A 26,616-nucleotide genomic window follows, 5' to 3' on the forward strand; every position below is an offset into this window, starting at 1 on the left:
GAAGTGGTGGAGGGCCCTCACCGCGGCCGATACCGCCGACCGGCGCCCGCCACAGTTGACGCTGCTCCGCGGTCACCGCCGATATGGCGGCGTGACCCCGGTACTCCAGAAACCCGCCACAGGATGCTGTCCTGGCGCATTGTCCGCACGACACTCTGGGATCGCCAAAGTAACGGCCACAGTCAACTCACCAGCCGCCGGTCAGCCCTGGCGGGTGGTTTCATCGCACAAACTGTGCCCGCCGGGCGATGGAAGGGCGAGTGTAGGGGATGCGTCACGACCAAGGATTGGTCATCACGGGATCGCGGCCTCGGCTGACGGTCAGGGAAGGGGAACGGAATGGCCACGTACCAGACAGAGATCAGCACGGGCGGTGGGGGCTGGCAGGAGGACGAGCCCCTCAATCTCAGCATCACCAACCGCGGCTCGGCCGTACCAGCCGATGGCGCACCCTCGACGGGAACCACCGTCACCTGGAGCAGTGACCAGGGCAACGGCAATATCACCTTCTTCGACGGCGGCAATAGTTTCCAGGGCACGGCCCAGTTCCCGGGTGAGGGACCGGTCGGCTACCGGGGAACCAGGCTCTGAAGACCAGCCGTCACCCGGTCGCGGCCGGCCCTCACCGGGCTGGCCGCCCATCGGTTCACGGTTCCGCGCTTGTGCCCGCGCAGCCGTGACCTGGCCGCCCTTACAGACTCGAGGTCGAGCCTGACTGCCCTCAGCTACGTGGTCGCATGAGCCGGCACATCGAGGACGCGCCACGGGCTCGTGATCCGGCACGCTGCCATCCCGCACAAGATCCGGGCGGCGCGCTTGGCACCGCGGGCCGCGCACAAGATCGGCAACACGGCGACGGCACTCGGTGTGATCCTCGCCGTGTTCGAGCGGGCGTGCGGGTTGGTCGGGGCGCTGGCAGTCCTGAGCTGAGGTCGGCTCGACGGTCTCGGGCCGGGAATCTGCCGGCTGCACCTGGTGGCCGGCCTGCCGCCGCTGCGGCCGATTCCCGCGGCAGATCACCTAGTGCCGCAACAGGCAACGTTCGCCCCGTCGCGACGCCCGGCACGCCCTCTCGCCGCACCGGCCGAAAGCCCAAGTACATCCAGTACGAGGACTTCCGGCCGGCACACCGAGAGCACGCACCGGACGCCGCTCCTTGACGGGCAAACGTCGCCTGCCGCGGCACTAGCCTGCGACGGCGAGGTGGGCGTCCACGGCGACTACACCGTCGACGCCCTGGCAGAGGCCCACGACCACCGGTACGAGACGCGGCTCCGGGACCTGACCCCGAAGGGTGACGTCCCCGTCACTGACCTCGACCGCGACGGTGCCCTCCGCCAAGCCGAGGATGCGCCCCAGGACGTCCTGCTCGACCTCGCCGCGGATCTCGACGTCGGAGCGGATGAAGGCGTCGAGCAGGTCGCTGCGGCTGACGATGCCGGTGAGGAGCCCGTCGTCACCGACCACCGGCAGCTGCTTGACGTGCCGCCTGCGGAGTTCCCGCGCGGCCCGGGGGATCATCCAGTCGGCGCGGGCGGTGAAGACAGGGCTGCTCATGAGCGCGCCCGCGGCCCGGGCCCGGGCCTTGGTCCAGGCGCGCTCGTCGTCCCCCTCCTGCCCCTGCGGATCGGGCATGCCGGTCTCGTGCCGCAGCACGTCGGACGCGGACACGACGCCGACCGGGGCGCCGTCGTCGTCGACGACCGGGGCCGCGGCGATGTCGTGCGCGTCCAGCAGGGCGGCGACTTCCTGGAACGGTGTGCTGGGGCGGAGGGTGACGACCTCCTCGGTCATCACGTCACCGACCGTGCGGCGGTGCAGCATGGCATCGGCCTCCTCCGCTCTGCCACGGGCGGCCGCGGTCGGACCGCCCGGGCGGACCACGCGCGGAGCGCCGGCCGCCGCGGCCCAGCCGACTCGTCCGCCGTCTTCCCTACCCATGACAGCACCGCGCCGCTGCGGCGACCAGTGACGTTCGGCCCGGAGGGGAAGGCCGGCGGTCCTAACGGCCAGGAGCGCGGCCGAGTGCGCGGTGGATGCCGGCAACGCTGGGCGCCTGGCCGTCGCGCTTTCCGATGGGAAGGACCACGTCGCCCTCCTGACCGCTCACTCAGCGTCATTGAGCTGCGGGCCTCAGCCACCCCCGCACTCCGATACGCCGTCGGGCGTCGGGTCTCAGTCGGCGAAGCGGACCGACGCGACGGGCGTGTTGAATCCGAGCGTGGTGAGGTCGTTGACGTTGCCGGACACTGTGACGGACTGGCCGGTGCAGTCCTTGCCGCTCCAGAGTTTGAAGGGGCCGTCGGCCAACGACTGCTCCGACAGCGCGGGGAAGGGATTGCTGAGGTTCTGGCATCCGGGACCGCCCACGGACACGGAGCCGTTGGGTTCCTGCAGGTTCTTGCCGCTGTCCAGGATCACGCTGCCCGTGCCCAGTGCCACGTCGCCGCCGGTCGTCGGGGAGGCCGTGGCGCCGCCCTGCCGGCCGCCCCCGTCGTCTTTCCCGCCGCCGTTCGAGGGCGGCAGGACCTTCTGGCCCGTCGGAGAGACAGCGAACCACGTTCCCTGGACGCCTTCACCGTTGGTCTGGCCCGGAGCCTTGTCCCCGCTGAAGCGGTAGATCGGCCAGTGACCGATGGTGAGCTGGAGCTGGCCGTCATCACGCCGCACGACGCCGACCTGATTCTTCGGGACGCCGTTCACGAAGACCTTGGACCCGGGGCGAACCAGGACCGGCGGCCAGGTGACGGCACAGTCGCCGTCGCAGTTCGACTTCGAGGGGCTCGGCGAGTCCCTGTCGAACCGGTAGAGCGTAAATTTCCGGGCGTCCTGAACGATCGGACTGAGACCATTCGAGGAACCCTTGCTCAGCTCCACCCACTTCTTGGCCTGCGGGTTGTCTCGCGGGCCGTTGAAGAAGTCACCTGTATTGGCCGGCGCGTGATTCTGCTGCGCCGTTCCCGTGCGAAAGGACAGCATACTCAGATTGCTGGTCTGCGACGTGCTGCCCGCATTCGCGGAGGCAGCGTGCTGGGCATCCGGTCCACAAGCGGTCAGAGAGAGGGCCCCCGCAGCAAGCACTGCAGCGACGGCGCAAAAACGCGTACGGTTCATGATTCCATTTCTTGTCATCCGCAGGGAGGCCCCGTTCCGCGTGGCCACCTGGTCAAGTACACGAGCGACACCCACGGACCGTTCACAGGGTTCTGATGACCTGCCCGAAGCGCCCGGACAGACGTTGAGGGGCTTTCGTGGATGATCGGGCGGACCAGAGGAAGATGCCGGCGCTCCGGCACGGGCACGCACGGCGAGTGGGCTGTTCGGACGAACGTTGCGCCGGTCACTCACCAGTCTTGTCTCATCCAGCCACTCCTGACGAGGGACGCGTCCGGTGTGGCACCATCCATTTCGCAAAGCACGTCTCACGCCTCAGCCGAGGCTGGGCCGAGGGAGTCGAAAACGCCGCGCATAGGGGCGAGTGCCGGGGCAACACGGGAGTTCTCGTCGCCGTACGGATATCCATGGTCTGTGGCTGTGTGTACGGCCCCCGCCCCGAACGGAGTCGTGATGGAGTTCAATCCACTGGAGCAATCAGGCACCCCCTCTGAGTGCCGGGTACGGTCATGGCGTGAGCTGAACGTGGCGCTGTTCGATGCCCGGCACCGCGACATCTTCCGGGAGCCGGCGTGCATGCCGACGGTCCGCATGAGCGTCGAAGGCTCACTGGTCCACGCTTCCGTCCAGCCCCGCTCCGGCGTCGAGAGCGGCACGCAGAACGTCGCTCTCGGCCTCGACGCCGCCGTCTCCTCCGTCGCCCGCCACGCCGTCCGAGAAGCCATCGGCAGCGGCAGGTGCCGTCCATTGCGGGGATGAGCCATGGCGGAGCACCGAGAAGAGCCTCGCGGCAGCCACCGCGCCGAAGCGGATGGACAGGCGCCGGCCGAAAAGCCGACGGATATGCCCAAGGGATCGTGGCGAGCGGCCCTCAAGCGCACCCCGAAGGAGTTCAAGGCTGACAACCTGACCGACTGGGCGGCCGCCCTGACTTACTATGGAGTACTGTCGATCTTTCCGGCCCTGCTGGCCCTGGTATCGATTCTCGGGCTGCTGGGTACTGGCAGCATCAGGCCGCTGATCAACAATCTCGGCAGTCTGGCCCCGGGATCCGTGCGCGATATCCTCAACAGCAGCCTCAAGCAACTGGAAGGCAGCCAGGGCCGGGCAGGCATCGCCCTGGCCGTCGGCATTGCGATCGCCCTGTGGTCGGCATCCGGGTACATCGCGGCCTTCATGCGCGCTTCCAACGCCGTCTACGACATCGGCGAGGGCCGGCCGGTGTGGAAAACGCTGCCCATCCGGCTCGCCGTCACCCTGGTCGTGGTGGTGCTGCTCGCGGCCATCGCGGTGGGGGTGGTGTTCACCGGGACACTGGCCGAGCGCACGGGGACGGTTCTGGGACTGGGCGACACCGCCGTGATGGTGTGGAACTTCGCCAAGTGGCCGGTGATGGTCGTCCTGTTCATGCTGATCGTCGCGTTGCTGTACTGGGCGTCCCCGAACGTCAAGCGCCCCTTCCGCTGGGTCAGCCCAGGCAGCATCACCGCAGTGATCATCTGGATCATCGCTTCCGCCGCCTTCGCCGTGTACGTGGCGCACTTCGGCAGCTACAACAAGACCTACGGCAGCTTGGCCGCCGTCATCATCTTCCTGGTCTGGATGTGGATCTCCAACATCGCCATCCTGCTCGGCCTGGAGTTCAACGCCGAACTCGAACGCGCACGCGCCATCGACACGGGGCATCCGCCTGGTGAGGAGCCCTATGTCGAACCCCGCGACACCCGAAAACTCTGAGTGGTCGGCTCCTCCCACGTCAGGGCGCTGAGAAAGGCGGAGACAGACGGGCCGTCGCCCCTTGACCGGGCCCGGGCCGGCCGAAGCACCACCTGATCACCGACGGGCACGGCACCCCGCCCCGCTTGAAGGCGCCCTCGCGCCCTGGGCCGTCCCCGTGTCCCCCGGTGTGTCCCCTGGATCTTGGTCTGAGGAAGAACCGAGGGCCGCCACGCTCGGCGTGGCGGCCCTCGGTCTGCGTTTGTGCAGGTCAGGGACCTGCTGTGGTGCGTTGCCGCGGTGGGGCGGGTGGGACTCGAACCCACGGCCGACGGATTATGAGTCCGCTGCTCTAACCGGCTGAGCTACCGCCCCGTTACGGCGCGTCGCGCACATTTGTGCGCGCCGTCTGCCGCAGCATAGCTGCTCATACGATCTGCTGCTTCGGCTGGTCGGGATCGCACGACCATGAGGACTTCTCCCGGGCCGTCGCGGTTCCCTCAGGCACAAAAAAGGACCCCTGGAGGGGTCCTTCCCGGCTGCTCCCCCGACTGGACTCGAACCAGTAACCTGCCGGTTAACAGCCGGCTGCTCTGCCAATTGAGCTACGGAGGACCGAGCTCCCCCGACTGGACTCGAACCAGTAACCTGCCGGTTAACAGCCGGCTGCTCTGCCAATTGAGCTACGGAGGATCGCCTCGGTGCATCGAACGTACCTCCCGGGGTATCCGCCAGGCGGCGCGCGCTCGCTGCACCGCATACATTAGCGCAAGCAGGGGGGTGCTCCGCCAATCGGTTCTCGCGACGGACCCCCGCTCAGGGGAGACAAGGGAAGGGTGGCCGCCATGCGCTACCGGCTCACATTCACCGCCGGACTGGCCCTCGGCTATGTACTGGGGACCCGGGCGGGGCGGGAGCAGTACGAGAAGATGAAGAAGTGCTTCGAGGGCTTCGCCCAGAACCCGGCCGTGCGGAACACCGCGGAGTCCGCCGCCCAGCAGGGCCGCGACCTCGCCGGACGGGCGTACCACTCGGTCAGCGGCAAGGTCGGGGACCGGATGCCGGACGCGGTGTCCGGGCGGGTCCGCTCGATGCGTGAGCGCGCGCACGCCGGCCAGGCCCGCGACGACGACTGGGGCGGCAGCACCTGAGCCACGGCCCGGCCCGACGGACGGCACCCGCACCGGCACGGCAGGCAGGGCAGGCCCGACGGACGGCACCCGCACCGGCACGGCAGGCAGGGCAGGCCCGACGGACGGCACCCGCACCGGCACGGCAGGCAGGGCAGGCCCGACGAACGGCACCCGCACCGGCGCGCACGCCATAAGCACCGGCTCAAGCACTGCACCGGCACGGCCCCGAGCCCCCCGCGTCCGCACGCCCGGGAGCCACGGCACGTACGTTCCGCCCCGCGGGACGGCCGCGGCTCCCGGGCGTGTCGGCATCCGCGCCCCCGTTGAAGCCACGCCGCACGCACCCGCCACACGGCCTCACGCCAGGCGCACCCACCACACGGCCCACCCCGCACGCACCCGCCGCACCCGGCGCGCCCGGCGCAAGGTCCCCGCCCGCCGCGCCCGCCACACGACCTCAGGCCAGGCGCACCCACACGGCTCAGCCCGCACGCACCACCCAGGCTTGCCCGCCGCGCCCGGCGCAAGGTCTCCGCTCGCCGCGCCCGCCACCCAGCCTCCGGCCGCCGCGCCCGCCACCCAGCCTCCGCCGCCCGCCGCCGCCCGCCGCCGTGCGCGGGGTGCGCGGGGTGCGCGGGGTGCACGGGGTGCCCCTCCGGCATCCGCCGCCCGCCCGGCCGCACGCCTCCCCGCGCACGCGATGCCTCCGCGCGCACCGGCCCGCCGCACCGCGCCGTGCGCATCGCCGGGCACGCCCCCGTGCCCCCTCCCCCACCCCGTGCGGCACGGCCCCCGCCGTGCGGCAGAATCGGCGTATGGGGATAGTCGCCGGGCTGGACAGTTCACAGGAATTCACCCGCATCGTCGTCTGCGACACGGACACCGGGGCCGTGCTGCGGCAGGGCTACGCGCCGCACCCGGCCGAGGGCGCCGAGGGCAGGCCCTCGGACATCGACCCGCAGGCCTGGCTGCTCTCCCTCGGCGACGCGGCGGGCGGCGGGCTGCTCGAAGGGGTGCGGGCCATCGGCGTCTGCGCGCAACAGCACGCGCTGGTCCCGCTGGACGCGCAGGGCGGCACGGTACGGCCCGCGCTGGTCGGCGGCGACAAGCGGGCCCAGTCCGCGGCGGCCGACCTGATCGACCGGCTGGGCGGCCGGGAGGCCTGGGCCAAGGCGGTCGGATGCGTGCCCCAGGCGGCGCAGCCGGTGACCAAGCTGCGCTGGCTGGCACGGGCCGAGCCGGACTCCGCCCAGCGCACCGCCTGCGTGCTGGGCGCGCACGACTGGCTGGTGTGGCAGCTCCTCGGCCGCCCGGCGCGCCGCACCACGGACCGGGGCGCGGCCTCCGGCACCGGCTACTGGTCGGCGGCGAACGGCACGTACCGGCCGGAGCTGGTGGAGCTGGCGCTCGGCCACCGGGCGGCGCTCCCCGAGGTGCTGGGGCCCGCGGAGGCGGCCGGCACCACCCCCGAGGGGCTGCTGATCTCGGCGGGCACCGGCGAGACGATGGCCGCGGCGCTCGGCCTCGGCATCGGGCTCGGCGACGCGGTGGTCTCGCTGGGCGCCTCGGGCTCCGTGATGGCGGTGCACCACGAGGCGCTGATCGACTCCAGCGGCATGATCACCAGCCTGGCCGACGCGACCGGCATGCACCTGCCCGTCGTGCACACTCTCAACGCGGTCCGCACCCTGCGCGGCACCGCCGAGCTGCTGGGCGTCGACCTGGAGGGGCTCTCGGCGCTGGCGATGAAGTCGACGCCCGGCGCGCACGGTCTGGTGCTGCTGCCGTACCTGGAGGGCGAGCGCACCCCGAACCTGCCGCACACCGCGGGCACCCTGACCGGGCTGCGGCGCGAGTCGATGAAGCCGGAGCACCTGGCGCGCGCCGCGTTCGAGGGCATGCTCTGCGGCCTTGCGGACGCGCTGGACGTGCTGCGCGGCCGGGGCGTCTCGGTGCGCCGGGTCTTCCTGCTGGGCGCGGCGGCCGAGCTGCCCGCCGTCCAGGCCGCGGCGCCGGCGCTGCTGGGCGCCCCGGTCGTGGTGGTGCAGCCGGCGGACTACGCGGCGCTCGGCGCCGCCCGGCAGGCCGCATGGGCGGTCGGCGTCGCGGACGGCAGCCTGACGCCGAACTCCCCGCCGCAGTGGCCGGCCCCCTCGATGGAGGTGTTCGAGCCTGGCGAGGAGCTGCCGGTGGGCCAGGCGGTGCGGCAGCAGTACACGACGGTGCGCGACCAGATCCATCCCGGCGCGTTCTCGGCCACGCCCCCTCAGTAAGCCGAGGGTTCCGTCGGCCGGACCGCCGAGGGTACCGGCGCCCCGACCGCCGAGGTTCCCGTGGCCGACCGGGCGACGGGTCCGGCGGCCCGCCCACGCACCGGATCCAGCGGCCCGCCCACGCACGGGGTCCGGCGGCCCGCCCACGCGCGGGATCCAGCGGCCAGCCGGCGGACGGAACGCGTGCCTCCGCCGGGGCCGCACCGCATCACGGGCGCCTCGCGCGCCCCATGTCCCGCAACACCCGGCCCGTGTACCGCAATCCGCGCGTTTTTTGGTCGGCTCTTGCAAAAAGGGGTTGAGGTAACGCCGGTGGAGTGACGGACGATAGGGGGGTGACGGTCGCTGGGGGAGGCGGTCACCAGGGGGAGGCATTCGACCGGCCACCGCCCGGCCCGCCCCACCCCCGGGAACACCGACTCCACCTGCCCTGCCACCGAGAGAGCAAGAGACAAGCGTGCTCATACGACTATTGCGGACCCATCTACGCCCGTACAAGAGACCACTCGTGCTGCTGGCCCTGCTGCAGCTGCTCCAGACCAGCGCCACGCTCTACCTGCCCACCCTCAACGCCGAGATCATCGACAACGGCGTCGTGAACGGCGACACGGGCTACATCCTGTCCCACGGCGCGGTGATGCTCGGCACCACGGTCGCGCAGGTGGTGTGCAACGTGGGCGCCGTCTTCTACGGTGCCCGCACGGCGTCCGCGTTCGGCCGGGACATCCGGGCCGGCGTCTTCGGGCGTGTGCAGTCCTTCTCCGCGCGGGAGGTCAGCCACTTCGGCGCGCCCACGCTGATCACCCGGAGCACCAACGACGTGCAGCAGGTGCAGACGCTCGTGCTGACGTCGTTCACGCTGATGGCCTCGGCGCCGATCATGTGCGTGGGGGGCGTGGTGATGGCGCTCGGGCAGGACGTGCCGCTGTCCGGGGTGCTGGTCGCCGTGGTGCCGGTGCTCGCCATCTCCGTCAGCCTGATCGTGCGCCGTCTGCGCCCCCTGTTCCGCTCCATGCAGAAGCGCCTGGACACGGTCAACCGCGTGCTGCGCGAGCAGATCACCGGCAACCGCGTCATCCGCGCCTTCGTCCGGGAGCCCTACGAGAAGGAGCGCTTCCGGGGCGCCAGCGACGACCTGACGCAGGCCTCGCTGGGCACCGGGCGGATGCTCGCGCTGATGTTCCCGCTGGTGATGACGGTGGTGAACCTCTCCTCGGTCGCCGTGGTCTGGTTCGGCTCGCACCGGGTGAACAGCGGCGCGATGGAGATCGGCCAGCTCACCGCGTTCCTCGCGTACCTGATGCAGATCGTGATGGCCGTGATGATGGCCACGTTCATGTTCATCATGGTGCCGCGCGCCGAGGTGTGCGCCGAGCGCATCCAGGAGGTGCTGGACACCGAGAGCAGCGTCGTACCCCCCACGGCCCCGGTGCGCCGGTTGCGCACCCACGGTCATCTGGAGATCCGTGCGGCGGGCTTCCGCTACCCGGGTGCCGAGGAGCCGGTGCTGAAGGGCGTGAGCCTGGTCGCGCGGCCCGGGCGGACCACCGCCGTGATCGGCTCCACCGGCAGCGGCAAGTCGACGCTGCTCGGCCTGGTGCCCCGGCTGTTCGACGCCACGGAGGGCGAGGTGCTGGTGGGCGGCACGGACGTGCGGACCATCGACCCCGCGCTGCTGGCGAAGACGGTGGGCCTGGTGCCGCAGAAGCCGTACCTGTTCTCCGGGACCGTCGCCACGAACCTGCGCTACGGCAATCCCGACGCGACGGACGACGAGCTGTGGCACGCGCTTGAGGTGGCGCAGGCCCGGGACTTCGTGGCGAAGCTGGAGGGCGGTCTGAACGCCCCGATCGCGCAGGGCGGCACCAATGTCTCGGGCGGCCAGCGGCAGCGGCTCGCGATCGCGCGCACGCTGGTGCAGCGCCCGGAGATCTACCTCTTCGACGACTCGTTCTCGGCGCTCGACTACGCCACCGACGCGGCGCTGCGCGCGGCGCTCGGCCGGGAGACGGCCGAGGCGACCGTGGTGATCGTCGCCCAGCGGGTCGCCACGATCCGGGACGCGGACAGCATCGTCGTCCTCGACGAGGGCCGGGTGGTCGGCACCGGACGACACCACGAACTGATGCAGGACAACGACACCTACCGGGAGATCGTGCTCTCCCAGCTGACGGAAGCGGAGGCCGCCTGATGGCGGGGCCGGGCGGACGGATGATGGCCGGCGGGGCGCAGCCCCAGCGGTCGATGGACTTCAAGGGGTCCGGAAAGCGCCTGATCAAGCAGTTCAGGCCGGAACGGCCCACGATGATCGTGATGCTCTGCGCCGGGGTGCTCAGCGTGGGGCTGTCGGTGCTGGGCCCGAAGATCCTCGGGCGGGCCACGGACCTGGTGTTCGGCGGCATCGTCGGCCGCCGGATGCCGGCCGGTCTGACGAAGGAACAGGCCGTCCAGGGGCTGCGGCAGCGCGGCCAGGGCGGGGTGGCCGACATGCTCTCCGGGATCGACTTCACCCCGGGCAAGGGCATCGACTTCGACGCGGTCGGCATGGTGCTGCTGCTGGCGACGGTGACGTTCCTGTGCGCGGGGCTGCTGATGGCGGTCTCCACACGGCTGGCCAACCGCGCCATCAACCTCACGGTCTTCCGGCTGCGCGGCGAGGTGCAGGCGAAGCTGTCGAGGCTGCCGCTGTCGTACTTCGACAAGCGGCAGCGCGGTGAGGTGCTCAGCCGGGCCACCAACGACCTGGACAACCTGGGCCAGACCCTCCAGCAGACCATGGGCCAGCTCATCAACTCGCTGCTGACCATCGTCGGCGTGCTGGCCATGATGTTCTGGATCTCCTGGCTGCTCGCGCTGGTCGCGCTGGTCACGGTGCCGCTGTCGTACCTGGTCGCGACCACCATCGGCAAGCGCTCACAGCCGCAGTTCGTGCGCCAGTGGAGCACCACCGGCAAGCTGAACGCCCATGTGGAGGAGATGTACACCGGTCATGCGCTGGTGAAGGTCTTCGGCCGTCAGGAGGAGTCGGCGCGGCAGTTCGCCGAGCAGAACGAGGCGCTCTACGAGGCCGGGTTCAAGGCGCAGTTCAACAGCGGCATCATGCAGCCGCTGATGATGTTCGTGTCGAACCTCAACTATGTGCTGGTGGCGGTGGTCGGCGGGCTGCGGATCGCGTCGGGGTCGCTGTCCATCGGCGACGTCCAGGCGTTCATCCAGTACTCGCGGCAGTTCTCGATGCCGCTGACGCAGGTCGCGTCGATGGCGAACCTGGTGCAGTCCGGGGTGGCCTCCGCCGAACGGGTCTTCGAACTGCTGGACGCCGAGGAGCAGGGGCCCGACCCGGTGCCCGCCGAGAAGCCGGAGCGGCTGCGCGGGCGCGTCGAGCTGGAGCACGTCTCGTTCCGCTACGAGCCGGACAAGCCGCTGATCGAGGACCTGTCGCTGACGGTCGAGCCGGGGCAGACGGTCGCGATCGTCGGCCCGACCGGCGCCGGCAAGACCACCCTGGTGAACCTGCTGCTGCGGTTCTACGAGGTGACGGGCGGCCGGATCACGCTGGACGGCGTGGACGTGGCGAAGATGTCCAGGGACGAGCTGCGGTCCGGCATCGGCATGGTGCTCCAGGACACCTGGCTGTTCGGCGGCACCATCGCGGAGAACATCGCGTACGGGGCGCCCGGCGAGGTCACCAGGGAGCAGGTGGAGGAGGCGGCGCGGGCGGCGCACGCGGACCGTTTCATCCGGACCCTGCCGGACGGGTACGACACGGTGATCGACGACGAGGGCACGGGCGTCAGCGCCGGCGAGAAGCAGCTCATCACCATCGCGCGGGCCTTCCTGTCCGACCCGGTGATCCTGGTGCTGGACGAGGCGACCAGCTCCGTGGACACCCGGACGGAGGTGCTCATCCAGAAGGGCATGGCGAAGCTGGCGCACGGCAGGACGTCGTTCGTCATCGCGCACCGGCTCTCCACGATCCGGGACGCCGACACCATCCTCGTCATGGAGAACGGCTCGATCGTGGAGCAGGGCACGCACCAGTCCCTGCTGCTCGCCGGCGGCGCGTACGCGCGGCTGTACAAGGCGCAGTTCGCGCAGGCGGTGGCAGAGGTGGACTGACCTGCGGCCCGTCCGTCGCGTGGCCGGGGCTCCCCCGTACCCCTTGCGGGGCCGGGGGAGCCCCGTCGGCGTCCGGGCCGGACGGCGCGCCGGGCAGCGGGCTCAGTCGAGGTAGCCGCGGAGCTGGTCGGCGAGGGCGTGGTCGCGCAGCTTGCCGAGGGTCTTGGACTCGATCTGCCGGATCCGCTCCCGGGTCACGCCGAATATCCGGCCGATCTCCTCCAGGGTGCGCGGCCGCCCGTCCGCGAGCCCGTATCTGAGCTGCACGACCTTCCGCTCCCGCTCGGCGAGGGTGGAGAGCACCGCGTCCAGGTGCTGGCGCAGCAGCAGGAACGCCGCGGACTCCACGGGCGAGGCCGCGTCGCCGTCCTCGATGAGGTCGCCGAGGGCGACGTCGTCCTCCTCCCCCACGGGGGCGTGCAGCGACACCGGCTCCTGCGCCAGCCGCAGCACCTCGCTGATCCGTTCGTGGGGCAGGTCGAGCTGGGCGGCGACCTCCTGCGGCGTCGGCTCGTAGCCGCGCTCCTGGAGCATTCGGCGCTGCACCCGTACAACCCGGTTGATGAGCTCGACGACGTGCACCGGGACACGGATGGTGCGCGCCTGGTCGGCGAGGGCACGGGACATGGCCTGCCGGATCCACCAGGTGGCGTAGGTGGAGAACTTGTAGCCACGCGCGTAGTCGAACTTCTCGACGGCCCTGATCAGCCCGAGGTTGCCCTCCTGCACCAGGTCCAGCATGGTCAGGCCGCGGCCGACGTAGCGTTTGGCGACGGAGACGACCAGCCGCAGGTTGGCCTCGATCAGGCGCCGTTTGGCCATCCGGCCCAGGACCACGAGGCGGTCCAGGTCCACGGCCAGCGCGGAGTCGAGGTCCGTGGCGGTGGAGAGCCGCTCCTCGGCGAAGAGTCCGGCCTCCACCCGGCGGGCCAGCTCGACCTCGTCGGCGGCGGTGAGCAGCGGGATGCGGCCTATCTCCCGCAGGTACTGGCGGAACAGGTCGGAGGACGGGCCCTGGGCCTCACCGCGGGACCGGCCCCCCGACGGCGCCGGGGTGATCTGGCCGGTTTCCATCGCCTCGGTGAGATCGGGGACAGGTCCTTCGGCCTCCGCGGGGGTGTCCGGCGTCCCCGCACCGCCTTCGGCAGCCGCGGCGGTCCCTGCCTCGGGGTGGTGCACGGCCCGGCTCTGTGCGGGGACCGCGGTCAGCACGTCCGTATCGGCGGCCCGGTGGGCGCTGTCGGTAGGGGTGAGGGTCTGGGTCTGCACGGGGGCGACCTCCAGGATGATCGCTGCTGAGGCATGCGACAGCGGTGGGCCGGGACGGGCGTCGGCGGCCGCACCGCCGGCCGTCCCGGAAGCGTTGGGCGGAACCGCGCGGGTGGGGAGCCCGCCTTCGGCGGGCCGGCCGCGTTCCGAGGACTCAGGCACCGCACCCCAGTGTGCGCTACGACGCATCTTCGCCACGAGGGGCGTGCGACGACTTTTTGAGTCCGGGCCGTGACCGTCCGGTTATCCCGGTCCAGCGGCGGGCCGCGCCCCGGCAGGGGCGGGGCCGGGTCCTGGGGTACGTCTGGGGGTCCCCCAGTGGAGGAGGCTTCAAGGCAGTGGAGGAGGCCTTGCCGGGCGGGCGCGAGCAACCCACCACCGGCCGGTGGTCCTCAGGCGGCAGAGACCGCCCCTTTGGGACGGTGGCTATCTGACGGTCTCGTCGTGGCTGGGCGCGCAGTTCCCCGCGCCCCTGGGTCGGCCGGGGCGCGGTGGGCCGTGAAGCGGAGGTCAGAGGGCCTCTGCGCCCCGTTCGCGGAGGGACTGGGCGTACTGCTGGAGCACCCACAACTCGTTCTGCACGGCCGCCAGGTGGGCGGGATCGCCGCCGGTGGAGAGACGGGTCAGGGTCCCCTGGATCTCCCGCACGCGCCGGTCCACCGCACGCAACCGCACCTGCACGAGCTGCGTCGCCGCATAGATCCCGTCGACGTGCCTGCGCAGGATCGTCTCGACGGCCAGCTCGGTGACCATGGCCCGAACCGTGTCGTCGGGCGCGGCCTGACGGACCCGCGCCAGATAGTCCGGCCCGTCCTGGGCCCCCTGCTCCGCACCGCCCGCCTCCTCGATGGCGATGCGCACGGCCGCGTACGGCGGAGCCGTGAACTCGTCGGCCCCGTAGGCGTCGAAGGCCGGAGAGACCAGCTCCGGGTACTGGAGGGCGAGTTTCAGCAGCTCACGCTCGGTGCGGTGGGCCGGGCTGCGGAGATTGAGCGCGGGCCCGGAGTGCCGCGGCGCGCCGGGCGGGGCCGGTGCGGGGGCGCCTGGCCCGGCGTGCCGGGCAGCGGGGGCGGGCGCCGCGGGGCCACGGCCGCCGCGGTCCCTGGCCCAGCGCGCCAACTGTGCCACGCGCCGCACCACGAACTGGGTGTCCAGGATGCCGAGCATGCCCGCGAGCTGCACGGCCACCTCGTGCTGCGAGGCGCTGTTCTTGATCCGCGCCACCACCGGCGCCGCCTCGTCCAGCGCGGCGGCGCGGCCCGCGGGGGTCTCCAGGTCGTAGCGGGCGACGATCTGGCGCAGCGCGAACTCGAAGAGCGGCGTGCGGGGCTGGACGAGGTCGCGGACGGCGTCCTCACCCTTGGCGAGGCGGAGCTCGCAGGGGTCCATCCCGTCCGGCGCGATGGCGATGTACGTCTCCGCGGCGAACTTCTGGTCGTCCTCGAAGGCCCGCAGCGCCGCCTTCTGCCCGGCGGCGTCCCCGTCGAAGGTGAAGATGACGCGGGCCGAGCCGTTGTCCATCAGGAGCCTGCGGAGGATCTTGATGTGCTCGCCGCCGAAGGCGGTGCCGCAGGTCGCGATCGCCGTGGTGACGCCCGCGAGGTGGCAGGCCATGACGTCCGTGTAGCCCTCCACGACGACGGCGCGGCTGGACTTGGCGATCTCCTTCTTGGCGAGGTCGATGCCGTACAGCACCTGGGACTTCTTGTAGACCGCGGTCTCGGGGGTGTTGAGGTACTTCGGTCCCGTGTCGTCGTCGCGCAGGCGGCGGGCGCCGAAGCCGACGACGTCGCCGCCGATGTCCCTGATGGGCCACATCAGCCGACCGCGGAACCGGTCGATGGGGCCGCGCCGGCCCTCCTGGGAGAGCCCGGAGAGCAGCAGCTCCTTGTCGGTGAAGCCCTTGCCGCGCAGGTAGCGGGTGAGGTGGTCCCAGCCGGCGGGGCTGTAGCCGACGCCGAAGTGGACGGCCGCGGCCTGGTCGAAGCCCCGCTCGGCGAGGAAGACCCGGCCGGCCTCCGCCTCGGGAGAGGTGTCGAGCTGCTCGGCGTAGAACTGCGCCGCGACGGTGTGGGCCTCGATCAGGCGGATGCGCTCGCCGCGCTGGTGGGAGGGGTTGTAGCCGCCCTCTTCGTACCGGAGCGTGATGCCGGCGCGGGCGGCGAGCCGCTCGACCGCCTCGGAGAAGGTGAGGTGGTCGATCTTCATCACGAAGGTGAGGGTGTCGCCGCCCTCCTGGCAGCCGAAGCAGTGGAAGAGGCCCTTGGAGGGGCTGACCTGGAAGGAGGGGGACTTCTCGTCGTGGAAGGGGCAGAGGCCCTTGAGGTTGCCGCCGCCGGCGTTGCGCAGCTGGAGGTACTCGGACACCACGGCGTCGATCGGGACCGCGTCCCGGACCGCTTTCACGTCCTCGTCATTGATCCTGCCTGCCACGCGAAGATTCTACGGCGCCCCGGGCGTCACCTTTCCGGCCCAGGGCGTCCACGCCGGGGGTCCACGCCAGGGGGCGCCTGCTCCACCCCATACGGCCACGGCACCGCCGAAGGGGCGCGGGGAACCGCGCGAGAAGCCACGACGGGACCGCAGGGTCGCCCACCGTCCCGAAGGGGCCGTTTCTGCCGTGGCCGGACCACCGGGCGGTGGGTGGTTGCTCGCGCAGTCGGCCGTGCCCCTTCGGGGCGCGGGGCGGGCCTCAGCCCGAGAGGGAGCCCGTGAGGGTCTCGAGCGGAACCGACGGGTCCGCAAGGGCCAGGGTGTCCACCGGGGTGCCGGAGCGGATCAGGTTCTGGATGTGCTCGGTGACGTCCCACACGTTGACGTTCATCCCGGCGAGCACCCGCCCCTGCCGCATCCAGAAGGCGATGAACTCCCTCTTGGGCGCGTCCCCGCGCAGCACCACCTCGTCGTACGACCCGGGCGGCGCCCACCCGGAGTACTCGAGTCCGACGTCGTACTGGTCGGAGAAGAAGTACGGCACGCGCGCGTAGCTGACGTCGCGGCCGAGCATCGCGCGCGCGGCCGCGGGGCCGCCGTTGAGGGCGTTGGCCCAGTGCTCGACGCGCAGCCGGCTGCCGAACAGCGGGTGCTCGGACGCGGCCACGTCACCGGCGGCGTAGATGTCGGGGTCGGAGGTGCGCAGTGAGGCGTCCACGGCGATGCCGCCGCCGTGCGCCGCGTCGGCCAGGTCGAGCCCCGCGGACTCGGCGAGCGCGGTGCGCGGCGCCGCCCCGATCGCGGCGAGCACATCGTGCGCCGGATGCTCCTCGCCGTCGTCCGTGCGTGCCGCGAGCACCATGCCGTCCTGGCCGACGATCTCCGCGAGCCGCGTCCCGAAGCGGAAGCGGACGCCGTGCTCGGCGTGCAGGTCGGTGAAGATCTGCCCGACCTCGGGCCCCAGCACCGTGTGCAGCGGAGCCGCCTCCGCCTCGACGACGGTGACCTCGGCGCCGTACTCGCGGGCCGCCGCGGCGACCTCCAGGCCGATCCAGCCGGCCCCGGCGATGACCAGGTGGCCGTTGTCCCGGCCGAGGGAGGCGAGCACGCCGCGCAGCCGCTCGGCGTGCGCGAGCCGCCGCAGGTGGTGCACGCCGGCCAGGCCGGTGCCCGGGATGTCGAGCCGGCGCGGCTCGGCGCCGGTGGCGAGCAGCAGCTTGTCGTAGCGGACCCGGGTGCCGTCGCCGAGCCGCACCGACTTCTCGGCGCGCTCGACGGCGACGGCGACCTGGCCGAGGTGGAGTTCGACGTCGGCCTGTGCCCACCACGCCGGGTCGTGCACGAAGACCTTGCCGCGCGGTTCCTTGCCGAGCAGGTACCCCTTGGACAGCGGAGGGCGCTCGTAAGGGTGGTCGCGCTCGTCACAGATGAGGATCACCCGCCCGGTGAAGCCCTCCGCCCGCAGCGTCTCGGCCGCTTTCGCCCCGGCCAGGCCTCCTCCGACGATGACGAACGTCTGATCCGCGTCGACCACTTGGTGCCTCCTCCTGGTAACCATGGCGCCCTCCCCGAGCCTCCCGCACCCTGCCTGCCGCGGGAAGAGGGAGTGGCCCGAACAGGCCAGTGGCCGTCACACCAGGTGCCCGTACCAGGTGGGTAGGGCCCCCTCGGCCGGTGCGGTCGTCGTCCACGGGCGGGTAGGCCCGCCGGGCCGGTACGGCCGCCGGGCCGGTACGGCCGCCGGGCCGGTACGGCCGCCGGGCCGGTACGGCCGCCGGGCCGGTACGGCCGCCGGGCCGGTACGGCCGGCGGGTGGGTACGGCCGGCGGGTGGGTACGGCCATCGGAGCCGTGCGGCAGGTGCGGCCGGCGGGTGGGTACGGCCATCGGAGCGGTGCGGCCGTCAGGGCGGGTACGGCCATCGGGTGGGGTACGGCCGTCCCGTCCGGCCGGTCGTCCGCATCAGCCCGCTCTGTGGGTGAGCCGGTGGTGCAGGGCGCGGGCCGCGGCGTCGGTGAGCGACGCGATCTGGTCGACGATCACCCGCTTGCGGGCCCGGTCGTCGGGCGCCGCGTCGAACAGCGCGCGGAACTGCGGGTCCAGGCCCTCCGGGGCCCGGGCGGTGAGCGCCGCGGCCAGCTCGGCGACGACGACGCGCTGGTCGGCGCGGAGCCGTTCCTGCTCGGCGCGCTGCATCACGTAGAGGTCGGCGACGGCCTTGAGGACGGCGCACTCGTTCCGGGTGCCGCGCGGCACGACGAGCTGCGCGTCGTACCTGCTGAGCCCGCGCGGGCCGGGTCCGCCGGGGTGCGGGCCCCACCGGGCGTGCGTGGCGGCCTCCGCGGCCAGGCAGAACCGTCCGATGAGCTGGCTGGTGGCGTCCTTGAGGCGGGCCTGCGCGACCGCGGTGCCGTCGTAGCCGTGCGGCCACCACTCCTGGCCGAGCAGCCGGTCGAGCGCCTCGGCCAGCTCCTCGGGGTCGGTGTCGGCCGGCACGTACCGGCCGATCGCCACCTCGAAGACGGCGCGCCGCTCCGGCTCGGCGTCCAGCGCGTTGGGGTCCACGTGCCCGGCGTGCAGGCCGTCCTCCAGGTCGTGCACCGAGTACGCGACGTCGTCGGACCAGTCCATGACCTGTGCCTCGAAACAGGTGCGGTACGGCGGCGCGCCCCTGCGGATCCAGTCGAAGACGGGCCGGTCGTCCTCGTATACGCCGAACTTGGGCGAGCCCGGGTCGGTGGGGTGGCCGCCGAGCGGCCAGGGGTACTTGGTGGCGGCGTCGAGGGCCGCACGGGTGAGGTTGAGGCCGACGCTGACCAGGTCGCCGGGCGGTCCCGCCGGATCCCCGGCCGGGTCGCCGAAGGCGCCGTCCGCCGCGCCCGTGCGGGTGACGGCGCCGGCCCGCACGAACCGTTTGGGTTCGAGGCGGGTGAGCAGCCGAAGCGACTGGGCGTTGCCCTCGAAGCCGCCGCAGTCCCTGGCGACCTCGTTCAGCGCCTGCTCGCCGTTGTGCCCGAAGGGCGGGTGGCCGAGGTCGTGGGAGAGGCAGGCGGTCTCCACCAGGTCCGGGTCGCAGCCGAGGGCCGCGCCCAGCTCACGGCCCACCTGGGCGCACTCCAGGGAGTGCGTGAGCCGGGTGCGCGGGCTGGGGTCCCAGGCGGGGCCCCGGGCCTGCCCCGCCCCGCCGGGGCCGAGGGCCTGGGGCAGCGTGCCGGGGGTGACGACCTGTGTCTTGCCGGCGAGCCTGCGCAGCGCCGCGGAGTGCAGCACGCGCGCGCGGTCGCGCTGGAACGCGGTGCGGCCCGGACGCTTGTCCGGCTCCGCGGCCCAGCGCTCCAGGGCCGCGGCGTCGTAGTGCGCGGCGTGCACGGGATACGCGGTGTGCGCGGGGTGCGCGGGGTGCGCGGGGTGCTCCGGTTGCACGGGGTGCTCGGGATGCTCGGGATGCTCGGAGGCTTCGGAGGAAGAGGACGACGCGGAGTGCACAGCCTCCTCCGTGCCCGGTGTGGTGCCTTCCATGCCCCGACAGTACGCGCAAAGCGGGCGTTCGGGGCGGGGCGGTTCCGGCCGGAGTGACGCCCGCCGGTGCGGGGGCGAGCGGCGCGGCGAGCCAGCGGCGCGGGGACCCAGCGGCGCGGGGACCCAGCGGCGCGGGGACCCAGCGGCGCGGGGACCCAGCGGCGCGGAAGCGAACCAAGCAAGCACCGCCGAGAGCGAACGACGCGGGAAACAAGCCGACGCGCCCGCGGTGGGCCGCCGGGCCCGGCCCCCTGTGGTCCCGTCCCCGGCCACCGGCCGGTGGAACCCGGCGCGCGTGTCCCCGCGCCGCCTGCCGGGCCCCGGCGCACGGAGGGCGCGGCCGGGGCTCAGGCGGGGGTGAGGCGAGGGTGCGGGCGGCGGCGCACGGGGGCGGCCGCGGCGAGGGCCTGGTCGTAGCGGTGCAGCACGAGGCGGGCCAACGCGGGGTGCGCGCCGAGCGGCGCGGCGGCGCGTGCGGACGTCGCCGCCGCGGCCCCGGCGCACTGCGCGGCGAACCGCCCCGGGGCGGTGAAGTACGCGGCGACGGCGGTGTGCCGCCGGCCTCCGACCGCGAGCATCCGCAGCGCCTCGGGCACGCCGGGCGAGGCGGCGGAGGCGTACGCGGGCACCACCGGCACGCCGAGCCGCGCGGCGAGCAGGGCGGCGGTCGCACGGGTGTCGACGGCGGCGTTCGGGTCACGGGACCCGGCGGCGGCCAGCACCACGGCGTGCGTGGCGGCCGGGTCGGGGGCGCCGGCGCCGCGGGCAGGCTCGGGCCGGGGGGCCGGCCCGGGGACGCGCCAGCCCGCTTCGAGCAGCCGCTCGTGCAGCACCTCGGCGAGCAGCGGGTGCGGGCCGAGCGGTGCCGCGACGCAGGCGTCCAGGTGCGGGGCGGCGGCCGCCGCGGCCGGTATGTCGTACGAGACGTGGTGGCCGCGGCCCAGAAGCAGGGGCACCAGCACCACCCGGCCGGGCGGCAGCGCGGCCAGCGTGCCGGACAGCGGCGGCTCGTTCAGCTCGATGTGCCCGAGCCGCACCGGCACCTCGGGACGGAGCTCACGCACCAGCGCGAGGAGCGCCCGGACGGTGTGGAGCGCCCGGGGGTCGCGGCTGCCGTGCGCCACGGCGACGAGCGTGGGCGGCGCACCGGCGGTGCGGGCGGGCGGGACGCGGCGCGGATCTGTGGACACCGTCATGCGGCGATGGTGGCCCGGGTTCGTTGCGGTCCCGTTGCCGACCGGTCACGGCTGCTTACAGCCTCCCTCACGACGGTCGCGGACCGCCTGTCAGCGGGGTGCACGGGGCGATGTTTCCCAGGACTGACCTGCCGGACCTGCTGTCCCCCGCCGGACCTGCGGCTCACCGTGCGGGAGCCCCGCCACCGCCTGGCCCGTGCGATCTGCCACGCGGCCGGCCCGGCTCCGGCAGGCGGCAGACGGCTCACCCGGGTCATTCACGTGAGCCCGGAAAAAACGGGAGCCGGAAAAAAATCGGACGGCGATGTCGAGATCCCGCGTCCGGCTCCGTCCCCGGTGTGAACGCGACCACAATGGGTCGTACGAGCACCGAGGAGAACCACGATGGCCAAGTACCTGCTGCTGAAGCACTACCGGGGCGCCCCCGCTGCGGTCAACGACGTGCCGATGGACCAGTGGAGCCCGGAGGAGATCTCGGCGCATATGCGGTACATGAACGACTTCGCGGCCCGGCTGGAGAAGACGGGCGAGTTCGTCGACGGTCAGGCGCTCGCCCCCGAGGGAGCGTGGGTCCGCTACGACGGTGAGGGGCGCCCGCCCGTCACCGACGGACCGTTCGCGGAGACCAAGGACCTCATCGCCGGGTGGATGATCATCGACGTCGACAGCTACGAGCGCGCCGTCGAGTTGGCCGGGGAGCTGTCGGCCGCCCCCGGGGCGGGCGGCAGGCCGATCCACGAGTGGCTGGAGCTGCGCCCGTTCCTGACCGCGCCGCCTACCATCACGGAGTGACGTCACCGATGGACGAGGTCCTGCTCAGGAGCCTCACGCCGAGCGTGCTCACCGTCCTCGTCCGCCGCGGAGCCGACTTCGCGGCGGCCGAGGACGCCGTGCAGGACGCGCTCGTCGAGGCGCTCCGGGTCCGGGCGGCCGGCCCTTCCCCGGACGCCGGGCGCCGCCCGGCCGGGGAAGACCCCATTCGCGATCCCAAGGGCTGGCTGGTCACCGTGGCCTGGCGCAAGTTCCTCGACGCGACCCGCGCCGACGCCGCCCGCCGCCGGCGTGAGGACCGCTTCGAGGACGAGCCGGCGCCCGGGCCGGCCCCCGCGGTGGACGACACGCTCCAGCTCTACTTCCTGTGCGCCCACCCGTCGCTGACCCCGGCATCGGCGGTCGCGCTCACACTGCGCGCCGTCGGTGGGCTGACCACCCGCCAGATCGCCGAGGCCTACCTGGTGCCCGAGGCGACGATGGCGCAGCGGATCAGCCGGGCCAAGCGCACCGTGGCCGGCGTGCGTCTCGACCGGCCCGGCGACGTCGCCACGGTGCTGCGCGTCCTCTACCTGGTCTTCAACGAGGGCTACTCCGGCGACGTCGACCTCGCCGCCGAGGCCATCCGGCTGACCCGGCAGCTCGCGGCCGCGGCCCGTCACCCCGAGGTGGCGGGGCTGCTCGCCCTCATGCTGCTCCACCACGCCCGGCGTGCCGCCCGGACCACGTCGGACGGCAGCCTGGTGCCGCTCGCCGAGCAGGACCGCGGCCGGTGGGACACGGCGTTGATCGCCGAGGGCGTCGGGATCCTCCAGGCGGCCCTCGCCCGCGACCGGCTGGGCGAGTACCAGGCCCAGGCCGCCATCGCGGCCCTCCACGCCGACGCGCCCAGCGCCGAGGAGACCGACTGGGTGCAGATCGTCGAGTGGTACGACGAGCTCACGCGCCTGACGGACAGCCCGGTCGTCCGGCTCAACCGCGCGGTCGCCGTCGGGGAGGCCGACGGACCGCGCGCCGGCCTGGCGGCGCTCGCGGCGCTGGACGACTCTTCACCAAGCTCTCGGCCTCGCTCAAGCAGGGGATACTCCATCCCCCGCCACGCCGCGGTGGCGGCGTACCTCCACGAGCGCGACGGCGACCTGGCGACGGCGGCACGGCTGTACGCCGAGGCGGCCCACAAGGCGTCCAACCTCGCCGAGCGCGACCACCTGACACGCCAGGCCGCCCGGCTCAACGAGGCCGCCCGGCTGAACGCCCGCCGGGATCGCTGACGGGTCGCGGATCTTCGCGGAGAGGGCCGCCGCCCGTGCCCGCGGCCGGGTCCGGCGGGCGCGCCACCGTCGCCGCCATCGCCACCGTCGCCGCCATCGCCACCGTCGCCGCCATCGCCACCGTCGCCGCCATCGCCACGGAGGAAGTCGTCCGGGCCGCCCGCGACCTGCCGCCCTACCCCGGCCGCTCGATCACCTCGATCGCCGGCGGGCAGCGCCGGGCGCCCCGCCGTGCGTCGCCTCACCGCGCCCCCGCCGCTGCGGGGAGCCCACCGTACCGGCGCCGTAACCGGTGCGGCCGGGTGCCGTAACACGCAGGCGGGAGCGTGCGGTCATGCACCCGCTGAGCCTGCCGACCCCGCCCACCGCCCCCACCGCGGCTGCCGCTCCGGTCCCCACCCACTGCCCGTACTGCGCACTCCAGTGCGGCATGAACCTTGCCCCGGGCCCGGCGGGCGTGGACGTCCTGGAGCGCCCCGGCTTCCCGGTGAACCGCGGTGCGCTGTGCGGCAAGGGCCGCACGGCCCCGGCCCTGCTCTCCCCCGCCGCCCGGCTGACCGAGCCGCTGGTGCGGGCCCCGTCCGGGCGCCTCGTGCCGGCGAGCTGGCCACAGGCCCTGGACCGGGTGGCCGAGGGGCTCGCGCGGGTGCGGGCGGAGCACGGCGCGGACGCCTGCGGGGTGTTCGGCGGTGGGGGGCTGACCAACGAGAAGGCGTATGCGCTGGGGAAGTTCGCGCGGGTGGTGCTGGGCACCTCGCAGATCGACTACAACGGCCGGTTCTGCATGGCGTCCGCGGCGGCCGGGCAGCAGCGGGCGTTCGGTCTGGACCGCGGCCTGCCGTTCCCGCTTGCGGACGTCGCCCGCACCGGCTGTGTGATCCTGGTCGGCTCCAACCTGGCCGAGACGATGCCCCCGGCGCTGCGCTACCTCACGGAGCTGAAGGAGAACGGCGGCCGGCTGATCGTCGTCGACCCGCGCCGCACCAGGACCGCGGAGCAGGCCGACCTGCACCTGGCCCCGCGGCCGGGCACCGACCTGGCCCTCGCGCTCGGCCTGCTGCACCTGGTAGTGGCCGGGGGCCACACGGACGAGGAGTTCATACGGGAGCGGACGACCGGCTGGGAGCAGGCGCGGGCCGCGGCGATGGCGCACTGGCCGGAGCACGTGGAGCGGATCACGGGCGTCCCGGTGCCGCTGCTGCGCGAGGCGGTGCGCCTGTTCTGCACGGCCGGGACGTCCATGGTGCTCACCGCCCGCGGGCCCGAGCAGCAGTCCAAGGGCACCGACACGGTCGGGGCCTGGATCAACCTCTGCCTGGCCACGGGCCGCGCGGGCCGGCCACTGTCCGGGTACGGGGCCCTGACCGGTCAGGGCAACGGCCAGGGCGGCCGCGAGCACGGCCAGAAGGCCGACCAGCTGCCCGGCTACCGCAAGCTGACGGACCCGGCGGCGCGGCGGCACGTCGCCGAGGTGTGGGGAGTCGACCCGGACCGGCTGCCGGGGCCGGGCCGCAGCGCCTACGAGCTGCTGGACGCGCTGGGCTCCGAGGTCCGGGCACTGCTGCTGATGGGGTCCAATCCGGTGGTGTCGGCGCCGCGGGCCGCGCATGTGGAGGAACGGCTGCGGGGGCTCGACTTCCTCGCGGTGGCCGACGTGGTGCTCTCGGAGACCGCGGCACTCGCGGACGTGGTGCTGCCGGTGACCCAGTGGGCCGAGGAGACGGGCACGGTCACCAATCTGGAGGGGCGCGTGCTGCTCCGGCGGCAGGCGGTCGCGGCGCCGCCGGGGGTCCGGTCGGACCTGGCCGTGCTCGGTGAACTCGCCGCCCGGCTGGGTGTGGAGAAGGGCTTCCCCGCGGACCCGGAGGAGGTCTTCGCCGAGCTCCGCCGGGCGTCGGCGGGCGGGCCCGCGGACTACTCCGGCATCACCTACCAGGCCCTCGCGACCGGCGACGGCATCTTCTGGCCGTGCCCGGCGGACGCGGAGGAGGACCCGTCGGCCGGGGCGGAGGGGGCCTCCCCCGGCCACGCGGCAGCCCCCGGCCACGCGGCAACCCCCGGCCACGCGGCAGCCCCCGGCCACGCGGCAGCCCCCGGCGAGGCGGCCGCCTCCGGCAACTCAGCCACACCCGTCCACCCGGCCGCCCGCGGTGGGGCGACCGCCCTCATCCACTCGGCCGTCCCCGGCGGGGCAGCCGTCCCCGGCGGGGCAGCCGACCCCGGCGGGGCAACCGACCCCGGCGGGGCAGCCGACCCCGGCGGATCGTCCGCCCCCAGCGGATCAGCCGTCCCCGGCGGGGCAACCGCCCCCGGCCGGACGGCGACCCCTGGCTCTCTCGGGACGGCCGTCGGCGCCAGGCTGCCGGGGAGTGCCGAGCCCGCCGGCACCCCCCGCCTCTTCCTGGACCGCTTCGCGACCGAGGACGGCCGCGCCCGGTTCGTGCCGGTGACGCACCGGCCGGCCGCGGAGGAGCCGGACGACGAGTACCCTGTGCTGCTCACCACCGGGCGGGTGCTGGCCCAGTACCAGTCCGGCGCGCAGACGCGGCGGGTGGCCGAGCTCAATGCCGCGGAGCCGGGCCCGTTCGTGCAGCTGCACCCGCGGCTGGCCGCCCGGATCGGGGTCGCCGAGGGCGAGCGGGTGGCCGTGGTCTCCCGGCGCGGCCGGGCCGTGGCGCCGGCCCGCATCAGCACCGCCATCCGGGCGGACACGGTCTTCATGCCGTTCCACTGGCCGGGCGAGGGCCGCGCCAACTCCCTGACCAACCCGGCGCTCGACCCGACCTCCCGCATGCCCGAGTTCAAGGTGTGCGCCGTGCGGGTGGAGCGCGCGGAGGACTGAGTGCGCGGGCGGCCCGGGGCGAGGCGGGGAGCGCGGGTCGCACGGTGCCGTACCACACACTCCCGCGCAACCGGGGCCTTCCCGTCCGGGGCTCCCGGCCTGCCCGAGGCCTTGGAAGGGGCGCGGGAAACCGCGCGACCAGCCACCGAGACGCCCGCAGATCGCCACAACCGGAAGGCGCAGCCCCTGCCGCATCCGGCCGCAGGCCGGTCCAGAAGGGCCGCCGGGGAACTGCGCAACCCACCACCACTCCCCCGCAGATCACCGCAGCCCAACGGCACAGCCCCTGCCACATCCGGCCACAGGCCGGCCCACCAGGGGCGCGGGGAACCGCGCGGCCACCGGAGCGGGCGGCCGGGTCAGCCTACCCGGCCGTCTCCTGCTCGAGCCAGGCCAGGTAGCCGGCGCTGCCGCGCACCACGGGTGTGGCGATGATCTCGGGCGTGTCGTAGTCGTGCGCCGAGAGCAGCCACGACTCCAGCTCCGGGTAGCGGCCCTCGCTGGTCTTGAAGAGGATCTGCCACTCCTGCGCGGTCTCGATCTCACCCTGCCAGCGGTAGACGGACGTCACCGGCCCGTTGATCTGCGCACATGCGGCGTGCCGGGCCTCAATCGCGCCGTGCGCCAGGCGTTCCGCCTTGTCCACGGCGTCCGTGGTGGTCAGCACGGTCAGCCATGCGGAGGGGCTGATGTTGCTCGTCATCAGGCGTTTCTCCTCTCGTCCCCCCGAATCTCGTCCCCCCGGATCTCGTCCCCCGAGTCCCGGCCCCGAATCTCGTCCCCGAGTCTTGTGTCCTGAGTCCCGTGCCACGACCCTCGTGCCACGACCTCGACCCACGGTTCCCGTGCCACGACCTTCGACCCACGGTTCCCGTGCCGCGACTCGTCCCCACGGCTCCCGCCGGCGGATCCGTGTCGCACCGGCGTTCGCCGTGCTCCTGCCTCACGCGTGGCGCACCGG

The 26,616-nt window shown here is 73.3% G+C and carries 20 protein-coding genes and 3 tRNA genes; 12 read left to right on the plus strand and 11 right to left on the minus strand.

The features are described 5' to 3' along the window. The first annotated feature begins 339 nt into the window (after positions 1–339). Together ACSMXW_RS08390 and ACSMXW_RS08395 are read left to right on the plus strand one after the other, a co-directional pair. Positions 340–591, plus strand: coding sequence for a hypothetical protein (locus tag ACSMXW_RS08390; protein WP_485804840.1), 252 nt, complete (start codon positions 340–342; stop codon positions 589–591). A gap of 180 nt (positions 592–771) precedes the next feature. Beyond that, complete coding sequence (locus ACSMXW_RS08395; RefSeq protein ID WP_485804841.1) at positions 772–930, plus strand: hypothetical protein; 159 nt, start codon at positions 772–774, stop codon at positions 928–930. Between the two features lie 255 nt (positions 931–1,185). Here ACSMXW_RS08395 and ACSMXW_RS08400 read toward each other — a convergent pair whose 3' ends face one another. Both ACSMXW_RS08400 and ACSMXW_RS08405 read right to left on the minus strand, forming a co-directional pair. Further along, on the minus strand, positions 1,186–1,824 hold the full coding sequence (locus tag ACSMXW_RS08400) for a CBS domain-containing protein (protein ID WP_485804842.1): 639 nt from the start codon (positions 1,822–1,824) through the stop codon (positions 1,186–1,188). Between the two features lie 351 nt (positions 1,825–2,175). Beyond that, positions 2,176–3,114 (minus strand): hypothetical protein, encoded by a 939-nt coding sequence (locus ACSMXW_RS08405; protein ID WP_485804843.1) that lies wholly within the window; start codon positions 3,112–3,114, stop codon positions 2,176–2,178. Positions 3,115–3,567: 453 nt separating this feature from the next. On the opposite strand from ACSMXW_RS08405, the gene ACSMXW_RS08410 reads away from it, so the two are divergent. Beyond that, positions 3,568–3,873 carry a hypothetical protein gene (locus ACSMXW_RS08410; RefSeq protein ID WP_485804844.1) on the plus strand — a complete coding sequence of 102 codons (306 nt, stop codon included), beginning with the start codon at positions 3,568–3,570 and terminating at the stop codon, positions 3,871–3,873. Between the two features lie 3 nt (positions 3,874–3,876). Then, positions 3,877–4,851 (plus strand): YihY/virulence factor BrkB family protein, encoded by a 975-nt coding sequence (locus tag ACSMXW_RS08415; RefSeq protein WP_485804845.1) that lies wholly within the window; start codon positions 3,877–3,879, stop codon positions 4,849–4,851. Between the two features lie 280 nt (positions 4,852–5,131). On the opposite strand, the gene ACSMXW_RS08420 is transcribed toward ACSMXW_RS08415, so the two are convergent. The 3 genes from ACSMXW_RS08420 to ACSMXW_RS08430 all read right to left on the minus strand — a co-directional run bounded on the left by ACSMXW_RS08420 (position 5,132) and on the right by ACSMXW_RS08430 (position 5,523). After that, a tRNA-Ile gene (locus ACSMXW_RS08420) sits at positions 5,132–5,205 on the minus strand. Between the two features lie 167 nt (positions 5,206–5,372). Further along, positions 5,373–5,445, minus strand: a tRNA-Asn gene (locus ACSMXW_RS08425). 5 nt (positions 5,446–5,450) lie between these two features. Continuing rightward, positions 5,451–5,523 (minus strand) — tRNA-Asn (locus ACSMXW_RS08430). 152 nt (positions 5,524–5,675) lie between these two features. Here ACSMXW_RS08430 and ACSMXW_RS08435 point away from each other — a divergent pair. The 4 genes from ACSMXW_RS08435 (at position 5,676) to ACSMXW_RS08450 (ending at position 12,355) form a co-directional block, all read left to right on the plus strand. Then, positions 5,676–5,981, plus strand: coding sequence for a YtxH domain-containing protein (locus ACSMXW_RS08435; protein ID WP_485804846.1), 306 nt, complete (start codon positions 5,676–5,678; stop codon positions 5,979–5,981). Positions 5,982–6,778: 797 nt separating this feature from the next. Continuing rightward, positions 6,779–8,236, plus strand: coding sequence for an FGGY family carbohydrate kinase (locus ACSMXW_RS08440; protein WP_485804847.1), 1,458 nt, complete (start codon positions 6,779–6,781; stop codon positions 8,234–8,236). A gap of 457 nt (positions 8,237–8,693) precedes the next feature. Next, on the plus strand, positions 8,694–10,427 hold the full coding sequence (locus ACSMXW_RS08445) for an ABC transporter ATP-binding protein (RefSeq protein WP_485804849.1): 1,734 nt from the start codon (positions 8,694–8,696) through the stop codon (positions 10,425–10,427). Further along, a complete protein-coding gene (locus ACSMXW_RS08450) occupies positions 10,427–12,355 on the plus strand; it encodes an ABC transporter ATP-binding protein (protein ID WP_485804850.1) in 1,929 nt (642 codons plus the stop codon). Before ACSMXW_RS08445 ends, ACSMXW_RS08450 begins: the two co-directional genes overlap by 1 nt. A 102-nt stretch (positions 12,356–12,457) precedes the next feature. Here ACSMXW_RS08450 and ACSMXW_RS08455 read toward each other — a convergent pair whose 3' ends face one another. From ACSMXW_RS08455 to ACSMXW_RS08475, 5 genes are all read right to left on the minus strand, one after another. Next, positions 12,458–13,786, minus strand: coding sequence for an RNA polymerase sigma factor (locus tag ACSMXW_RS08455; protein ID WP_485804852.1), 1,329 nt, complete (start codon positions 13,784–13,786; stop codon positions 12,458–12,460). Between the two features lie 348 nt (positions 13,787–14,134). Beyond that, positions 14,135–16,057, minus strand: coding sequence for a DNA primase (gene dnaG / locus ACSMXW_RS08460; RefSeq protein ID WP_485804854.1), 1,923 nt, complete (start codon positions 16,055–16,057; stop codon positions 14,135–14,137). Positions 16,058–16,316: 259 nt separating this feature from the next. Further along, on the minus strand, positions 16,317–17,591 hold the full coding sequence (locus tag ACSMXW_RS08465; RefSeq protein WP_485804855.1) for an NAD(P)/FAD-dependent oxidoreductase: 1,275 nt from the start codon (positions 17,589–17,591) through the stop codon (positions 16,317–16,319). A 427-nt stretch (positions 17,592–18,018) separates the two neighbouring features. Beyond that, positions 18,019–19,575 (minus strand): deoxyguanosinetriphosphate triphosphohydrolase, encoded by a 1,557-nt coding sequence (locus ACSMXW_RS08470; protein WP_485804856.1) that lies wholly within the window; start codon positions 19,573–19,575, stop codon positions 18,019–18,021. A gap of 347 nt (positions 19,576–19,922) precedes the next feature. Beyond that, positions 19,923–20,771, minus strand: a complete 849-nt coding sequence (locus tag ACSMXW_RS08475) for a sirohydrochlorin chelatase (protein ID WP_485804858.1) — start codon at positions 20,769–20,771, stop codon at positions 19,923–19,925. 384 nt (positions 20,772–21,155) lie between these two features. On the opposite strand from ACSMXW_RS08475, the gene ACSMXW_RS08480 reads away from it, so the two are divergent. From ACSMXW_RS08480 to ACSMXW_RS08495, 4 genes are read left to right on the plus strand one after another with little or no spacing between them, the layout of a single operon-like run. Further along, positions 21,156–21,563: a YciI family protein gene (locus ACSMXW_RS08480; RefSeq protein WP_485804860.1), complete on the plus strand. Its 408-nt coding sequence runs from the start codon at positions 21,156–21,158 to the stop codon at positions 21,561–21,563. 8 nt (positions 21,564–21,571) lie between these two features. After that, positions 21,572–22,813 (plus strand): RNA polymerase sigma factor, encoded by a 1,242-nt coding sequence (locus ACSMXW_RS08485; RefSeq protein ID WP_485807894.1) that lies wholly within the window; start codon positions 21,572–21,574, stop codon positions 22,811–22,813. A gap of 35 nt (positions 22,814–22,848) precedes the next feature. Further along, complete coding sequence (locus ACSMXW_RS08490; protein WP_485804862.1) at positions 22,849–23,124, plus strand: hypothetical protein; 276 nt, start codon at positions 22,849–22,851, stop codon at positions 23,122–23,124. A gap of 23 nt (positions 23,125–23,147) precedes the next feature. Beyond that, positions 23,148–25,655 (plus strand): molybdopterin oxidoreductase family protein, encoded by a 2,508-nt coding sequence (locus ACSMXW_RS08495; RefSeq protein ID WP_485804863.1) that lies wholly within the window; start codon positions 23,148–23,150, stop codon positions 25,653–25,655. A 364-nt stretch (positions 25,656–26,019) separates the two neighbouring features. On the opposite strand, the gene cutA is transcribed toward ACSMXW_RS08495, so the two are convergent. Further along, a complete protein-coding gene (cutA, locus tag ACSMXW_RS08500) occupies positions 26,020–26,358 on the minus strand; it encodes a divalent-cation tolerance protein CutA (protein ID WP_485804865.1) in 339 nt (112 codons plus the stop codon). Between the last annotated feature and the right edge of the window lie 258 nt (positions 26,359–26,616).

Source organism: Streptomyces sp. DSM 116793 (assembly GCF_057320905.1).

What these genes read in the sequence shown, in the direction of transcription:
- ACSMXW_RS08390 (WP_485804840.1), top strand. Translation starts at nt 340, where the DNA reads ATGGCCACGTACCAGACAGAGATCAGCACGGGCGGTGGGGGCTGGCAG.
- ACSMXW_RS08400 (WP_485804842.1), bottom strand. Translation starts at nt 1,824, where the DNA reads ATGCTGCACCGCCGCACGGTCGGTGACGTGATGACCGAGGAGGTCGTC.
- ACSMXW_RS08405 (WP_485804843.1), bottom strand. Translation starts at nt 3,114, where the DNA reads ATGAACCGTACGCGTTTTTGCGCCGTCGCTGCAGTGCTTGCTGCGGGG.
- ACSMXW_RS08410 (WP_485804844.1), top strand. Translation starts at nt 3,568, where the DNA reads ATGGAGTTCAATCCACTGGAGCAATCAGGCACCCCCTCTGAGTGCCGG.
- ACSMXW_RS08415 (WP_485804845.1), top strand. Translation starts at nt 3,877, where the DNA reads ATGGCGGAGCACCGAGAAGAGCCTCGCGGCAGCCACCGCGCCGAAGCG.
- ACSMXW_RS08435 (WP_485804846.1), top strand. Translation starts at nt 5,676, where the DNA reads ATGCGCTACCGGCTCACATTCACCGCCGGACTGGCCCTCGGCTATGTA.
- ACSMXW_RS08440 (WP_485804847.1), top strand. Translation starts at nt 6,779, where the DNA reads ATGGGGATAGTCGCCGGGCTGGACAGTTCACAGGAATTCACCCGCATC.
- ACSMXW_RS08450 (WP_485804850.1), top strand. Translation starts at nt 10,427, where the DNA reads ATGGCGGGGCCGGGCGGACGGATGATGGCCGGCGGGGCGCAGCCCCAG.
- ACSMXW_RS08470 (WP_485804856.1), bottom strand. Translation starts at nt 19,575, where the DNA reads ATGGAAGGCACCACACCGGGCACGGAGGAGGCTGTGCACTCCGCGTCG.
- ACSMXW_RS08475 (WP_485804858.1), bottom strand. Translation starts at nt 20,771, where the DNA reads ATGACGGTGTCCACAGATCCGCGCCGCGTCCCGCCCGCCCGCACCGCC.
- ACSMXW_RS08480 (WP_485804860.1), top strand. Translation starts at nt 21,156, where the DNA reads ATGGCCAAGTACCTGCTGCTGAAGCACTACCGGGGCGCCCCCGCTGCG.
- ACSMXW_RS08485 (WP_485807894.1), top strand. Translation starts at nt 21,572, where the DNA reads ATGGACGAGGTCCTGCTCAGGAGCCTCACGCCGAGCGTGCTCACCGTC.
- ACSMXW_RS08495 (WP_485804863.1), top strand. Translation starts at nt 23,148, where the DNA reads ATGCACCCGCTGAGCCTGCCGACCCCGCCCACCGCCCCCACCGCGGCT.
- cutA (WP_485804865.1), bottom strand. Translation starts at nt 26,358, where the DNA reads ATGACGAGCAACATCAGCCCCTCCGCATGGCTGACCGTGCTGACCACC.